The organism is Phycisphaerales bacterium (assembly GCA_016716475.1).
GTDB lineage: Bacteria > Planctomycetota > Phycisphaerae > UBA1845 > Fen-1342 > JADJWG01.
The window spans coordinates 371,267-383,765 of sequence record JADJWG010000004.1 but is presented as its reverse complement, the minus strand read 5'-3'; the positions used below and the strand labels follow the sequence as shown (position 1 = coordinate 383,765).

Here is a 12,499-nt window from a genome sequence, read left to right as displayed (position 1 = left end):
GTCGAACTGGCATCGTGGTGCCCAGGTCGACCCAGTTGGAGAAATCGTTATGCCACTTACCGCGAATCGTGACGTGCCAAGTTACGCCTCACAGGAACTTCCGGAGTTACCCGTCGCCGACAACGTACACATTCACAAGGGCGCCTTCGTCGGCCGTACCGGCGAGACCGGACTGGCGCGCCCGCTGGTCGCGGGCGACATCTTCGTCGGAATCGCTTACGCGGAAGTCGACAACACGGGCCCAGGGCACGCCGCCGGGGCGCTGCGCGTCCGGCTGCACCAGGCGATCGACATCGTGCACGCGCTCGCCGGAGCCGTCGCCACCCATGTCGGCAGCACCGTCTACGCGAGTGCCGATGACACGCTGACCCTCACACCAACGGGCCATTCACGCATCGGACGCATCGTCGCATACGAAGGGGGTGATCTCCTGCGGGTGCGTTGCCAGCCCCACGCCCTGCTCGGAGGCCTCTTTGAAAACGCACCCGTGGTCGCGATTGGCGATGAACACGCCACCCTCACGCGCGATCACCTCAACCGCACCCTGCTCGTGAGCAATACGACCGCCCGCACGCTCACGCTGCCGCCGGTCGCCACCGCCCTGCCCGGTGCGTGGATCCGCGTGGTGAAGCTCACGGCGAACGCAAACGCCGTGACACTCGACGGGCACCTGTCGGAAACCATCAACGGCGCTGCGACCTTTGCCGGCGTGGATGCCGCCCATGACGCGGTCGTTCTGATGTGTACTGGGACGGGCTGGTCCATCATCGGTCGCGACCTGTCGTAGTGCGCTGCCAGCGCGCGGCGTACGCAGACTCGCTACTCAAGGAGTATTTGCATGAGTGTTTTGAATTCCACCGGTCTCACCTCCCGCGCCGTCGTCGGACGGTTCTATCGTCGACTCGAGGAGTTCGCCACCAGCGCCTGGTGGACGAAACTGGCCCTGCACTTCGCCAGCAACCAGGCCAGCGAGACCTACCGCTGGCTCGGTATGGTACCGCAGGTCCGCGAATGGGTCGGCGGCCGGCAGGTGCGCCCGCTGCGCAGTCGCGGCGTCACCATCGTCAACAAGACTTGGGAAGCGACGATTCGCGTCGACGCCGATGAGCTGCGCCGCGACAAGACCGGCCAACTGCTCATCCGCATCAACGATCTCGCACGGCGCGTCGCCACGCACCCCAACCGCCTGCTCACGCAACTCATCGCCGAGGGGACCGGGGCAGCGGGTTACGACGGCCGGCCGTTCTTCGACGGCCAGCACGCCGAGGGCGACTCGGGCAACCAGAGCAACCTGCTCACCGCGCAGGCCACCGCACCGACGGCCCCCACCGACCAGGAGTTGTACGAAGCGATCGTGGCAGGCATCGCCCGGATTCTGAGCTTCCGCGATGACCAGGGTGAACCGCTGCACGACGGCGCACGCGAATTCCTCGTCATGGTGCCGATGCCGTTCCTCTCGCCGACACTCGTCGCGTTGTCGGGCCGGACCGTCGCCGCAACCAGCAATCCACTCGCCCAGGGGGAACCGTTCCGTGTCACCTGGGTGGCGAACCCGCGGCTCACCTGGACCGACCGTTTCGTCATTTTCCGCACGGATGGTTCTTCACGTCCGTTCATCTTCCAGGAAGAACTGCCCGTGCAGGTGCAGGTGCTGGCCGAGGGCAGCGAACTCGAAGTCAACGAAAACCAGCACCAGTACGGCGTGAAGGCCATTCACGCGGCGGGCTATGGCTTCTGGCAGGACGCGTGCCTCGTCACGTTCGCCTGACCCTCTTACCCGGCGTACAGGTGAGGTCCACCATGAGCTACATCACCACTGACCAGCTTGCTGGACGTCTTGGCTCCACGCTCTACGCCCGGCTGACGGATCGCGTCAACGGTGCCGTTCCGGATCACGGCGTAGCCGCCGCAATCATCGCCGGCGCCGCCGCGGTCGCCGACGGTTATTTTGCACAGCGCTACGCTGTGCCGCTCCCCCTGGCCACGAGTCCGGAGCTAGCGTTCATCGTCACCACGCGCGTGCTCGACCTTGCAGAGTACCACGCGTGGCAGTCCTCCCCTTTCGTCAGCAGTCCGCCCCAACGCATCACGGCTAACTACGCGGCCGCGATACGCTGGTTCGAAGACATCGCCAGTGGACGCTTGCCCCTGCCGGCGGCAAGCACCACGGCCCCACCCGCCGCAAATCGGACGGCGCCCCGACACCACGCGCCGCCGCGCACGCTGACCGCCGAGGAATTGTCCGGCCTGTAGATGGGCTCCGCATGCGAGAATCACCATGAAGACTGTCCATGCTACCTTTGCCACCACCGACGATCACTTCGAGCTGGCACCACCGCAGCCCGGCCGCGCCGTGCGGGCGCTGGGCCTGCTGGTTTCCACCCACGACCAGGCCAGCGTGCAGTTGCTTGCAGATCCCGGCGGTGAACCCCGGGTACTGATGCCCGCCGTGTACGTCGACGGGATGCGCAGCTTCTTACTGACACTCGGCCGCCGGCACGCTTTCGTCACCGGTCCGGGGGAGGCACTGGTCGCGCGCGTCGTTTCCGGCGGACCCACGCTGCAGTTGTCACTGCTGGTCTGGTACGAGTACGCATCATGATCCCGGCCGACCTGCTCGCGCAGCTCCCCTCGCTCGGGATTGCCGGCTTGCTGTTCATCATGTGGTGGCTGGAGCGGCAGGACCGGGTCCGTACGGTTGACGGCCTCCACGATGCACTGCAATACGCCCGGCAACTCGCCGACCTCAACCGCAACCTGCTCGACATCGTGCAGACCAATACAGCCGCCCTCACGACGCTGCGCGACGAGTTACAGGCCCACCGCACGATTGAACGCGAATGGTGGGAACGCATCGCCCGCGAGTTGGGCGAATTGCAGGTGGATTGAAGCCGTAGCGCCGGCCCATCCTCCCCCAACCCCTCCCTGAAAGGGCGGGGAGTGTGGGCATCCCACCCGCATGACCCGTCCCGCTGGCCACCTCTTTCCCCCCAAGGAGAATCCCATGAATCTCGCCTCGCTCCTGCCGCAGATCGACGCGCAGTCTGCCCGCGCGTTCGTGTCGGCGGCCCGCCACATCATCGACGCCCTGCTGATCGAGGCCGAGCGTGTCGAAGCCACGCAAACACCGGCGCCACGCGATTACACCGCGGCAGCCCTCGACCGCACCGCGCCGGCCGGCGGCTGGATCGGCATCGGCGAACTGCGCGCCACCAGCCGGCAGTTGAACGAAGCGATCGCTGCGGAGAAATGGACCGACGGCCTGCTGTGCGCGCTCAAGCTGATGGCCTTGCTGGGAGGTGGACTGTGATGCAAACACTGAAAGCAGCCGTCCCCCCGCTCACCACCACCGTCCCCCCGCGCACCACGACCGTCCCCCGCGCACCACCACCGTCCCCCCGCGCACCACGACCGTCCCCCCGCGCACCACCACCGTCCCCCCGCGCACCACCACCGTCCCCCCTCACAGGGGGGACCACAGGGGGGTCTTGGCCCATCAGCAACTCACCGCCCTGGCCGCCGTCCTCGGCCTCCTCGCCACGCTCCCCGCCTGTACACGCGAGTCGGTGCGCATCGCGCTCGACACGCAGCGCCGCGCGGATGACATCCAGCACGCCGTCTTCGAGCGCCAGCACGACGGGCTGCGCATCCTGCTGTTCCGCGACCTCGCGCGGCGGCTCGAAGCGGGCGGGGAGCGGCTCTCGCCCGAGCAGTTCGCGGCGCTGAATGACGCCTGGAACGAGCGCGACCTCGTCGAGTTCTGGGCGCTTCAGCACGAGCGGGCCCAGGCGCTGCGCATCGCCGGTGTCGACGCTCAGCTCGCCGCGCAGCAATCCATCGTCGACCTCCTGTGGAAGAACCTGATGGCCAAGGTCGACCGCGCCCGCGCCGCCGCCGCGGCGTACGCCGGCCGGTCACTCGTCACGGCCCCCGACGCTGAGAACGAAAGGATCATGCCATGAACACGCAGACTCCGACCGGTTGGCGCCGCTGGCTCTGGCCGCTGCAAAGCCGCAAGGTGCAGGTCGCGGTGGCGACGGTGGTCGTCGCCTACGCGATGCAGGCGGGGCTCATCCTGAGCGAGGAGACGATCACGACCGTACTCGGTGTGGGGGTGGCGCTGATCCTGGGGATCGCGCACGAAGATGCGGGACGGAAATAGCGCCAGATTTGTGCGAATTGGTGCGGGCATCGTGCCAACGTTGCGTCGGCCCCCCGTGGTCGACGCAGGTCGCCGGGCGACCCCGCGCTCCCCGAGACTCTTCCGAAACAGCACGGGGGAGTGCGAGCGTCCCCGCCCGCGCGACCGCTACGTGTGCACAATGCGGGACTCAACTCGAACTGCCTGTCCACAGGGCTGCTTTACCGGCCGCCGCGCTGCTGGTCCGCCGCATTATTGAGCGAGATGGTAAGATCGTCATGGGCTCGCGCGGACTCCTCCAGGCGTTGAATCCACGACACCTCGTCCTTCCAATCCGGATTGTCGCGGACGGCGTCATCCTCGTTGATGTGACGCCGTGCCTCGCTGTAGTAACGCTCCGCATTGCAGTAGTCTGTTTCGACGTGAGCTGCCAAGCCGAGTGCCAGGGAGTTCTCGTAATGCGGATCGTCGCTGAACTGCTCGACAATCCCAGCCAATCGCCGGACAAAGTTCTTCTCTTCATCGCCGATGTTGTTGGATAGAAGCGCGAATCGTATGGAAAGTGCCGCAGTAACACGCAACTGATCGATGATTTGGTTATTGAATCGCAAGACCGGAACATGGGGCGCCTCTCGAACATACTGCCGAGCCAAGGTTGGAACGTGCGCTACGACACCTTGTTTGCAGTGCAGGCGCGCCGTGGCCGCGGGAACGTCTGCCTGCAGAAACTCTCGCACCTGCGCACTGTTACCTGGATCCCAGACTTTGTGCGTCTTCAAGGTTGCTGAATTCGTGGGAAGCTCATTCAGTAACAACCATTCGCCAACATCAACGATGCCGATGATGGGTTCGTCCTCAACTGGCCACTTGGTCGCCATGAGCGCAGCGAATACCGGAACGGGCTGTCGGTTCCAGTATTCGAGGTTATCTCGCTTGAATTTACAGCAGAGCGTCCCGTTCTTGGAATTGCATTGTCCACCAGTTTTCACCTGAACCCAAAAGTGAAGGAACGGACGCTGCGTATCGACCGTCTCGCAGTACAAGTCCACGCCCACATCCGTGCCGCTTGCCACCGGACGAACAAGGCAGTGCGCACTGAGGCGTGTTGCGACGAGCGACTCTCCGTAGTTTCCCTTCAGGTGGTCTTCTTTAACGATCGGCATCGTCACCTACTCTCCCAACTCGCACACGGTATGAGCCGCAGTCGAGTCATGTGTATAGAATGCCCAGGGACGGCCGGAGCGTCAATGCATGTGCTGGAGCATCGACATGCTGTCGCGTGCGCTGCTCCTGGATTCCCGCCTGCGCGGGAATGACGGACGGGGGCGCGATGATGAGGTGTGCGCGGCGGACGCGGGTTGGTGTGCTACGTCGGCCACGGGGGGCCGACGCTACGGGGCCACGGGCCGAGCCCGCCTTGCGACAGGGGCCGACGCTAGGCGCGGGAGAGGCGCCGGTTGAAGATCGCCGTGCCGATCAGCAGGCCGGCCGCGCCGATCGCGAGTAGTACGCCGCAGATCGGCAGCATCTCCGCGAGTGTCGAGCCGCGCCAGATCGCCCCCTCGAGCGCGAGAATTCCCCACTTCACCGGGCTGAGGTTGCTCAGTGTCTGCAGAAACGCCGGCATGAAGAGCAGCGGGATCATGCCGCCGCCGAACATCGCCATCACCACGTTCGCCCCCCACGCCGCACCGCCCACCGCCTCCTCGCTCGTGCCCAGCACCGCCATCAGCATCATGATGCCCACGAAACAGAACGCCACGCACACCATCGCCAGCACAAGCAGCGCGTAGTTGCCCGGCCGCAACCCCAGCAGCAGGCCCAGCACCAGCATGAACACGTTCACCGCCAGCACCGCGAGCAGGCACGCCAGCCCTTTGCCCGCGACAATCTGGGCGCGGGACACGGGCGAAAGTTGCAGCCGCAGCAGCGTCCCCTGTGTCCGCTCACGCACCAGCGTCACCGCAAACCCGGCCGCACAAGCCAAGGCCCCCCACAGCATCGCCGAGGGGAAGCTCAGGTCCCAGGCCGATGCGCCGGGTCGCTGCACGAGGCGATCGAGCGTTTCGTTGCCGGTCGGCGACGCCGTCACGTCGATACGCTCGATGCGCGCGAACTGCATGGCTGGACCGCGGTCGGCGGGCGCATCCGCGAGGACTTCCGCTTCGCCGGCCTGCGTCGTGGCCGCATCGTCCGCATCGACTTCTTCGAGCGCGCCCATGAAGCGATCGAGGTCGCCCAGGAAACCGCCGAGAATAGCGCGTACCGCCGGCGGCATCGCTTCGTCGCTCAGCATACGCTCGCGCGACTGGTCGAGCAGCGGACGCAGCGCGGCCGGGTCGCGGAAGCGGGCAAACGTCAGCTCGCCCATCGCCTGCATGATGAGGCCCTCGATCATGCCGGCCTCGGCCCGGCGGGTCGGGTCGACACCGACCTCGAGAGCGGGCCCCTCCTCCCAGAACATGCCGGCCGTCCGGCCGAAGCCCGCAGGCACGATGATGACCCCGGCGAACCGGCCGCGGCGCACGCTGCGGAGCGCAGCTTCGCGCGCGAGGTCGGTGGACAGATCGACGCTTCCGCCGTCGCGAAGGTTCTGGACAAACTGCGCGGAGGCGGCCGAGCCGTCCTCGTCGCACACCGCCAGGCGAATGGGGCCGGAGCCACCACCGCTCATGGAGACGCCGATCAGCCCGAACAGCACGCCCATCAGCACCGGCATGCCGACGATGAAGAACATGCCCATCGTGTCGCGCGACATGAGGCGCAGGTCTTTCGCGGCGAGGTTCAGCAGCACGTTCATGCGTCGCGTAAGCTCCGGCCGGTGAGGTTCAGAAACACCGATTCGAGGTCCGGACGCGTCACGTTCAGCGTGCGCAGCGCCGCCCCGCCGCCGGCGAGCCGGCCGACGTCCTCGAGTGGCCGCTCGCTCTCCATGCGCCAGTGCAGCCCGTCGAGCCGGCCGGGCAGCGTGCCGAGGTCAGTCGGCGGGCGCTCGAACTCGGCGAGGATCAGCGAGCGGCCGCCGTGCGCGGTGATCAGGCCGTCGACCGTGTCGATCGCGAGCAGCTTGCCGTGGTCGATGATCGCGACGCGATCACACAGCCGCTGGGCCTCTTCCATGTAGTGGGTGGTGTAGAGGATGGTGCGGCCTTCGGCACGGAGCTGCTCGATGCGCTGGAAGAGGTGGTTGCGCGACTGCGGATCGACACCGACGGTGGGCTCGTCGAGCAGAATCACGCGCGGGTCGTGGACGAGGGCACAGGCGAGGTTCAACCGGCGCTTCATGCCGCCGGAGAAGGTGCGCACGCGGCTGCGGCGGCGGTCGGTCAACTCGACGAATTCGAGGGCGTGGTCGACGCGCTGCCGCAGCGTGGCCCCGGCGAGGCCGTAGAGCCGGCCGAAGAAGCGCAGGTTCTCTTCGGCGGTGAGCTGGTCGTAGAGCGAGAGCGACTGCGGAGCGATGCCGATGCGGGCACGGACGTCGGAGCGGGTGGGGTCGGATTGGCCGGCGACGGTGATGGTGCCGGCGTCGGGCCGCAGCAGGCCGCAGAGCATGTGGATCGTGGTGGACTTGCCAGCGCCGTTGGGTCCGAGCAGGCCGAAGATCTCGCCGGCGTGGACGTCGAAGGAAACGTCGGCGACGGCGACGAGCTGACCAAAGGACTTCCGCAGGCCCGCGGCGTGGATCATGGGGGTGAAGTGTAACGCGGGTTTGGGGCGGTGCCAGTTGTCGGCTGCTGGGAACGTGGCCGCAGGGTCACGACACGGCCGACAGGCCGGTGATTTCAGCGCCGCAGGATTCGCACGAGCGCCACGACATCCATCGTGCTGATCCTCGCTTGCTGAGTTCCCCGTGAGCGAAGCACAAATCACGGCATTCCGCTAGCGCTAGGCGCTTTTCGCCGGCCGCTGCTCGGACGCACCCTTGCCCTTCGTCGCACCTCGACTCGCCTTCTCCGCGACGGGCTTGCTCGACGCTTCGGCGGCGGTGGAGCTGCCCTGCGGGGCCGGTTCGGACTTCGCCGGCGTCTCGGACTTCGGCGTCTCAGACTTTGCCGGGGCGTCGGTCTTGGGCTTCTCCGCCTCAGCGGCCTTACGGTAGGACTCGCTGCGGTAATCGGTCTGGTAGAAGCCGTTACCCTTGAAGAGCACGCCGGCCCCGGTGCCGATCAGCCGGACGAGCGCACCCTTTCCGCAGGCGGGGCACTTTTTCAGCGCCTTGGCCGTGATCGACTGGAACTGTTCGAACTCGTGTCGGCACGTGCCGCAACGGTATTCGTAGGTGGGCACAAGAGGTCCTCGCTGGTCAGGATTCCTTGTCAGCGGCCGCGTCGCGGGGAGCGGTTGCACCCGCCTCCGCCGCCGGTCCGCTCGAGACAATCACGCGGCTCGGGCGCAGCACCCGCTCGTGCATGGTGTAGCCGCGGGCTAGCTCCTGCAGCACGCTGCCCGCGGGGTGGTCCGCGCTCGGTTGTTGCAGCAGGGCCTCATGAATCGACGGGTCGAACGGCTGCCCGGCAGCTTCAATCGGCTGGATCCCGAACTGCCGCAGGACTTTCAGAAAATGCTCGTGCACGATGCGCACGCCATCGGCTACCGCGGCCACGGCGACGGCGTTCTGCGCCGCCTCCTGCGTCCGCTCCAGATCGTCGAGGATGATCAGCAGTTCCCGGGCAAACTCCGCCTCTGCGTAACGCAACGCCTCCTGCTTCTCGCGCTGGGCGCGCTTCTGCTGATTCTGCTGTTCCGCGACGAGCCGCAGGTTGCGGTCGCGCAGCGCGGCCACTTCCGCGCGCAATTGCGTCAGCTCATCCACCACGGGCTGGGCAGCGGGCGCGGTGCTCTGCTCCTCCGCGTCGAGGACGCCTTCCGTATCCGTACTCGCGCTCTTCGGCTGATCTTGATCGGTCATCATTCGCGCTTCTCACCAAACTCGCGCCGCAGGTAGGCGGCGACGCGATCAAAGAATCCCTTGGACTGCGGCAGCACGCTCTGATCCTCGGTCGCTGCGAATTTCCGCAGGAGGTCCTCCTGCTCGCGGCTGAGCTTCTGCGGAATCTCAACCAACACCTGCACGATCTGGTTGCCACGCCGGCTGGTCCGCAGATCCGGCAGGCCTTTGCCGGCGAGCTGGAACACCGCCCCGTGCTGCGTGCCCGGTGGTATGCGCAGCGGGGCCGAACCGGTCAGCGTCGGCACGTCGATCTGGGCACCGAGCGCCGCTTGTGTGAAGCCAATCGGCAGCATGCAGATCAGGTGGTCTTCTTCCCGGCGGAAGAACTCGTGTTCGCGTACACGGATCACGCAGCGCAGATCACCGCGCTGGCCGCTCCGCCCCGGCTCACCCTCTCCCCGGACGCGGATGCTCTGTCCGTCGTGTACACCGGCCGGAATCTTGACCTTGATCTCAACCTCGCGCTCCGCCCGGCCGCTGCCCTGGCAGGTGCGGCAGGGCTTCTCCGGGTGCGAGCCGCGCCCCCGGCAGGCGGGGCACTCCACCACGGTGCGCGTCGTGAAGAATCCCATCGAAGTCTGGCGTTCAACCTGGCCGTAGCCGCCGCAGGTGGGGCAGTTGCGCCGCCGGGTACCGGGTTCGCAGCCGTCGCCTTGACAGCGTTCGCAGTGATCTGCCCGCTCGAATCGCAGCGTCTTCTCAACACCGGTCAACACTTCCGGCAGGCCGATTTCAATGACCGTGCGGATGTCCACACCACGGTCAACCGTCCCCCTTCCAAAACCACCGAAGCCGCCCCCACCACCGCCGCCGAAGAGGTCGGAGAAAATGCTGAAAATGTCATCAACGGCCATGCCCTGGAAGTCGTGCATGCCGACGCCCTGGAGACCGGCGTGGCCGTAGCGGTCATAGCGCTCACGCTTGGTCTCATCGGCGAGCACCTCGTACGCCTCGGCGGCTTCCTTGAAGCGCTCCTCCGCACCGGGCTCGCGATTACGGTCGGGATGGTACTTCAGCGCAGCTTGGCGGTACGCCTTCTTGATCTCGTCGGGCGTCGCTGTGCGACTGATACCGAGAATTTCGTAGTAATCTCGCTTGGTCGCCACCATGACGCCTCAACCGCGGCCACCGTCGCCACGGCCCGAGCCGGGTTACCGATCACCGCGTCGCCCGGCTGGGCGGTAACTCCGGCCTGGTCCAAACACACCGCAGGGGCGGCCGCACTGCTGGCGAACGCCCCTGCGGCGTAGTTTACGTGCGCGGGTGGCGCGGCGCCACCCGCCATGTCGCGCGCATCCTGTTTAGTCCAAACTAAATCGCCGTATGTGGTGCCGCGGCGCCACCTGCCGGATCGCACGCATCAGTGCGTCGCACCCACGGTCTGCGCGTGCTTCTCTTCCTTGAACTCGGTGCAGAGCACGTCGGTCGTCAGCATCAGGCCGGCGACGCTGGCCGCATTCTGCAGCGCCACGCGCGCCACCTTGGCCGGATCGATGATGCCCGCTTCGATCATGTCGACATACTCGCCGCGAGCCGCGTCGAAGCCGAAGTTCTTGCCGCGGGTGAGGACCTCGTCGACCACGACGCCGCCGTCCTCGCCCGCATTCTCGGCGATCTGGCGAGCGGGGGCTTCGAGTGCCTTGGCGATAATTTCGTAGCCGATGGCCTCGTCGCCCGTGACCTTCTTGGCCGCCTCGCGAACGGGCTTGATGGCCCGCAGGAAAGACACCCCGCCACCGGGGACAACGCCCTCTTCCGCAGCCGCCTTGGTCGCGTGGAAGGCATCATCGACGAGGTCCTTGCGCTCCTTGACCTCGATTTCGGTCGCTCCGCCGACCGACAGCACCGCGACACCGCCGGTGAGCTTCGCCAGGCGCTCCTGGAGCTTCTCCCGGTCGTAATCACTGGTGGTCTTTTCGATCTGGGCGCGGATCTGGGCGATGCGGGCCTCGATGTCCTTCTTCTTGCCGACACCTTCGACGATCGTCGTCTCGTCCTTGGTGATCGTGACGCGCTTGGCGCGACCGAGCATGCTCAGCTCAACGTTCTCGAGCTTCAGGCCGCGATCCTCACTGATGAACTCACCGCCGGTGAGCGTCGCAATGTCGCCCAGCAGGGCCTTGCGGCGGTCGCCGAAGCCGGGGGCCTTCACCGCGGCCACGTTGAGCGTTCCGCGAAGCTTGTTCACGACCAGGGCTGCGAGGGCTTCGCCCTCCACATCCTCGGCGATGATCAGCAGCGGCTTGCTGACGTTGAGAATCTTCTCGAGCAGTGGGATCAGGTCCCGGATGGAGCTGATCTTCTTCTCGTAGATCAGGATGTAGGGGTCGTCGAGCAGGGCCTCGAGCGCAGTCGGGTTGGTGATGAAGTAGGGTGAGACAAAGCCCTTGTCGAACTGCATGCCTTCGACGTGCTCCCACGTCGTCTCCATGCCCTTGCCTTCCTCGATCTCCACCACGCCGTCCTTGCCGACCTTGTCGAAGGCGTCGGAAAGGATCTTGCCGATCGCGCGATCGCCGTTCGCGCTGATCGTCGCGACCTTGGCGATATCATCCTTGCCACCAACCTTCGCGGCCTGCTTGCGGATGGCTTCCACCGCGACCTGCACGGCACCGTCGATCCCGCGTTTCAGCAGCATCGGATTTGCGCCGGCCGTTACATTCTTGAGCCCCTCGGCGAAGATCGCCTCGGCCAGCACCGTGGCGGTGGTCGTTCCATCGCCTGCGAGGTCACTGGTCTTGGAAGCCACCTCGTTCACGAGCTTGGCGCCCATGTTCTGGAACGGCTCCGACAGCTCGATTTCCTTGCTGACGGTCACACCGTCCTTGGTGATGCGCGGGGCACCCCAGGACTTCTGCAGCAGCACGTTGTGACCGACCGGGCCCAGGGTCGACTTGACCGCCCGGGCGAGGCGCCGCACACCCGCCAGCATCTCGCTGCGGGCCAATTCGGCGTACATCAGTTGCTTGGCAGGCATATGCGAAATCTCCGAAGAATCAGAATGTTGAAGTCAGAAGCCGGGAGCACCACACCTCGTGTCACGGTTGCCGAGTAAGCTACCCGGCGGCTACTCCTGAACCGCCAGGACGTCCGACTCGCGCAGGATCACGTAGGTGTCGCCGTCGATCTCGACCTCGGTGCCCGAGTACTTTCCGTAGAACACCGTGTCGCCCACCTTCAATGACATCTTGCCGCGCTCGCCGCTCTTCTCCAGCAGCTTGCCGGGACCCGTCGCGATCACCCGCCCCGTCTGGGGCTTCTCACGGGCGCTGTCGGGCAGCACGATCCCGCCGGCGGTACGTTCCTCGGCCTCAAACCGCTCCACCACCACACGGTCATCGAGCGGACGAATCTTCAGCTTCTTCGCAGTTGCCGTTGCCATATTGCATCTCCAAAGCAAGTCA

At 66.1% G+C, this 12,499-nt stretch carries 16 protein-coding genes; 8 read left to right on the top strand and 8 right to left on the bottom strand.

The window, feature by feature from the left end; genetic code table 11:
- The first annotated feature begins 49 nt into the window (after window positions 1-49).
- The 8 genes from IPM18_15670 (at window position 50) to IPM18_15635 (ending at window position 4,162) form a co-directional block, all read left to right on the top strand.
- Window positions 50-787 carry a hypothetical protein gene (locus IPM18_15670; GenBank protein ID MBK9121019.1) on the top strand — a complete coding sequence of 246 codons (738 nt, stop codon included), beginning with the start codon at window positions 50-52 and terminating at the stop codon, window positions 785-787.
- A gap of 51 nt (window positions 788-838) precedes the next feature.
- Entirely contained in the window at window positions 839-1,768 is a 930-nt protein-coding gene (locus IPM18_15665) for a Mu-like prophage major head subunit gpT family protein (GenBank protein ID MBK9121018.1), read from the top strand.
- A gap of 32 nt (window positions 1,769-1,800) precedes the next feature.
- Window positions 1,801-2,253, top strand: coding sequence for a DUF1320 family protein (locus IPM18_15660; protein ID MBK9121017.1), 453 nt, complete (start codon window positions 1,801-1,803; stop codon window positions 2,251-2,253).
- 25 nt (window positions 2,254-2,278) lie between these two features.
- Window positions 2,279-2,602, top strand: a complete 324-nt coding sequence (locus tag IPM18_15655; GenBank protein ID MBK9121016.1) for a hypothetical protein — start codon at window positions 2,279-2,281, stop codon at window positions 2,600-2,602.
- Window positions 2,599-2,889 carry a hypothetical protein gene (locus tag IPM18_15650; protein MBK9121015.1) on the top strand — a complete coding sequence of 97 codons (291 nt, stop codon included), beginning with the start codon at window positions 2,599-2,601 and terminating at the stop codon, window positions 2,887-2,889. The genes IPM18_15655 and IPM18_15650 overlap by 4 nt, the downstream gene beginning before the upstream one ends.
- A 115-nt stretch (window positions 2,890-3,004) precedes the next feature.
- On the top strand, window positions 3,005-3,310 hold the full coding sequence (locus IPM18_15645) for a hypothetical protein (protein ID MBK9121014.1): 306 nt from the start codon (window positions 3,005-3,007) through the stop codon (window positions 3,308-3,310).
- Between the two features lie 178 nt (window positions 3,311-3,488).
- Entirely contained in the window at window positions 3,489-3,962 is a 474-nt protein-coding gene (locus IPM18_15640; protein MBK9121013.1) for a hypothetical protein, read from the top strand.
- Complete coding sequence (locus IPM18_15635) at window positions 3,959-4,162, top strand: hypothetical protein (protein MBK9121012.1); 204 nt, start codon at window positions 3,959-3,961, stop codon at window positions 4,160-4,162. Before IPM18_15640 ends, IPM18_15635 begins: the two co-directional genes overlap by 4 nt.
- A 200-nt stretch (window positions 4,163-4,362) precedes the next feature.
- Here the strand turns inward: IPM18_15635 and IPM18_15630 are convergent, their stop codons facing one another.
- The 8 genes from IPM18_15630 to groES form a co-directional block, all read right to left on the bottom strand.
- On the bottom strand, window positions 4,363-5,304 hold the full coding sequence (locus IPM18_15630) for a DUF4365 domain-containing protein (protein MBK9121011.1): 942 nt from the start codon (window positions 5,302-5,304) through the stop codon (window positions 4,363-4,365).
- 272 nt (window positions 5,305-5,576) lie between these two features.
- On the bottom strand, window positions 5,577-6,941 hold the full coding sequence (locus IPM18_15625) for an ABC transporter permease (GenBank protein ID MBK9121010.1): 1,365 nt from the start codon (window positions 6,939-6,941) through the stop codon (window positions 5,577-5,579).
- A complete protein-coding gene (locus IPM18_15620; protein MBK9121009.1) occupies window positions 6,938-7,831 on the bottom strand; it encodes an ABC transporter ATP-binding protein in 894 nt (297 codons plus the stop codon). Before IPM18_15620 ends, IPM18_15625 begins: the two co-directional genes overlap by 4 nt.
- Before the next feature lie 198 nt (window positions 7,832-8,029).
- Window positions 8,030-8,431 carry a zinc ribbon domain-containing protein gene (locus IPM18_15615; protein ID MBK9121008.1) on the bottom strand — a complete coding sequence of 134 codons (402 nt, stop codon included), beginning with the start codon at window positions 8,429-8,431 and terminating at the stop codon, window positions 8,030-8,032.
- A 16-nt stretch (window positions 8,432-8,447) separates the two neighbouring features.
- A complete protein-coding gene (locus IPM18_15610; protein MBK9121007.1) occupies window positions 8,448-9,056 on the bottom strand; it encodes a nucleotide exchange factor GrpE in 609 nt (202 codons plus the stop codon).
- Entirely contained in the window at window positions 9,053-10,201 is a 1,149-nt protein-coding gene (gene dnaJ / locus IPM18_15605; protein MBK9121006.1) for a molecular chaperone DnaJ, read from the bottom strand. Before dnaJ ends, IPM18_15610 begins: the two co-directional genes overlap by 4 nt.
- 254 nt (window positions 10,202-10,455) lie before the next feature.
- Window positions 10,456-12,072, bottom strand: coding sequence for a chaperonin GroEL (gene groL / locus IPM18_15600; protein ID MBK9121005.1), 1,617 nt, complete (start codon window positions 12,070-12,072; stop codon window positions 10,456-10,458).
- Between the two features lie 90 nt (window positions 12,073-12,162).
- Entirely contained in the window at window positions 12,163-12,477 is a 315-nt protein-coding gene (groES, locus tag IPM18_15595; protein ID MBK9121004.1) for a co-chaperone GroES, read from the bottom strand.
- Window positions 12,478-12,499 lie beyond the last annotated feature (22 nt).

What these genes read in the sequence shown, in the direction of transcription:
- IPM18_15655 (MBK9121016.1), top strand. Translation starts at nt 2,279, where the DNA reads ATGAAGACTGTCCATGCTACCTTTGCCACCACCGACGATCACTTCGAG.
- IPM18_15665 (MBK9121018.1), top strand. Translation starts at nt 839, where the DNA reads ATGAGTGTTTTGAATTCCACCGGTCTCACCTCCCGCGCCGTCGTCGGA.
- IPM18_15635 (MBK9121012.1), top strand. Translation starts at nt 3,959, where the DNA reads ATGAACACGCAGACTCCGACCGGTTGGCGCCGCTGGCTCTGGCCGCTG.
- IPM18_15620 (MBK9121009.1), bottom strand. Translation starts at nt 7,831, where the DNA reads ATGATCCACGCCGCGGGCCTGCGGAAGTCCTTTGGTCAGCTCGTCGCC.
- IPM18_15670 (MBK9121019.1), top strand. Translation starts at nt 50, where the DNA reads ATGCCACTTACCGCGAATCGTGACGTGCCAAGTTACGCCTCACAGGAA.
- IPM18_15625 (MBK9121010.1), bottom strand. Translation starts at nt 6,941, where the DNA reads ATGAACGTGCTGCTGAACCTCGCCGCGAAAGACCTGCGCCTCATGTCG.
- groL (MBK9121005.1), bottom strand. Translation starts at nt 12,072, where the DNA reads ATGCCTGCCAAGCAACTGATGTACGCCGAATTGGCCCGCAGCGAGATG.
- IPM18_15660 (MBK9121017.1), top strand. Translation starts at nt 1,801, where the DNA reads ATGAGCTACATCACCACTGACCAGCTTGCTGGACGTCTTGGCTCCACG.
- groES (MBK9121004.1), bottom strand. Translation starts at nt 12,477, where the DNA reads ATGGCAACGGCAACTGCGAAGAAGCTGAAGATTCGTCCGCTCGATGAC.
- IPM18_15645 (MBK9121014.1), top strand. Translation starts at nt 3,005, where the DNA reads ATGAATCTCGCCTCGCTCCTGCCGCAGATCGACGCGCAGTCTGCCCGC.
- IPM18_15650 (MBK9121015.1), top strand. Translation starts at nt 2,599, where the DNA reads ATGATCCCGGCCGACCTGCTCGCGCAGCTCCCCTCGCTCGGGATTGCC.
- IPM18_15630 (MBK9121011.1), bottom strand. Translation starts at nt 5,304, where the DNA reads ATGCCGATCGTTAAAGAAGACCACCTGAAGGGAAACTACGGAGAGTCG.
- IPM18_15610 (MBK9121007.1), bottom strand. Translation starts at nt 9,056, where the DNA reads ATGATGACCGATCAAGATCAGCCGAAGAGCGCGAGTACGGATACGGAA.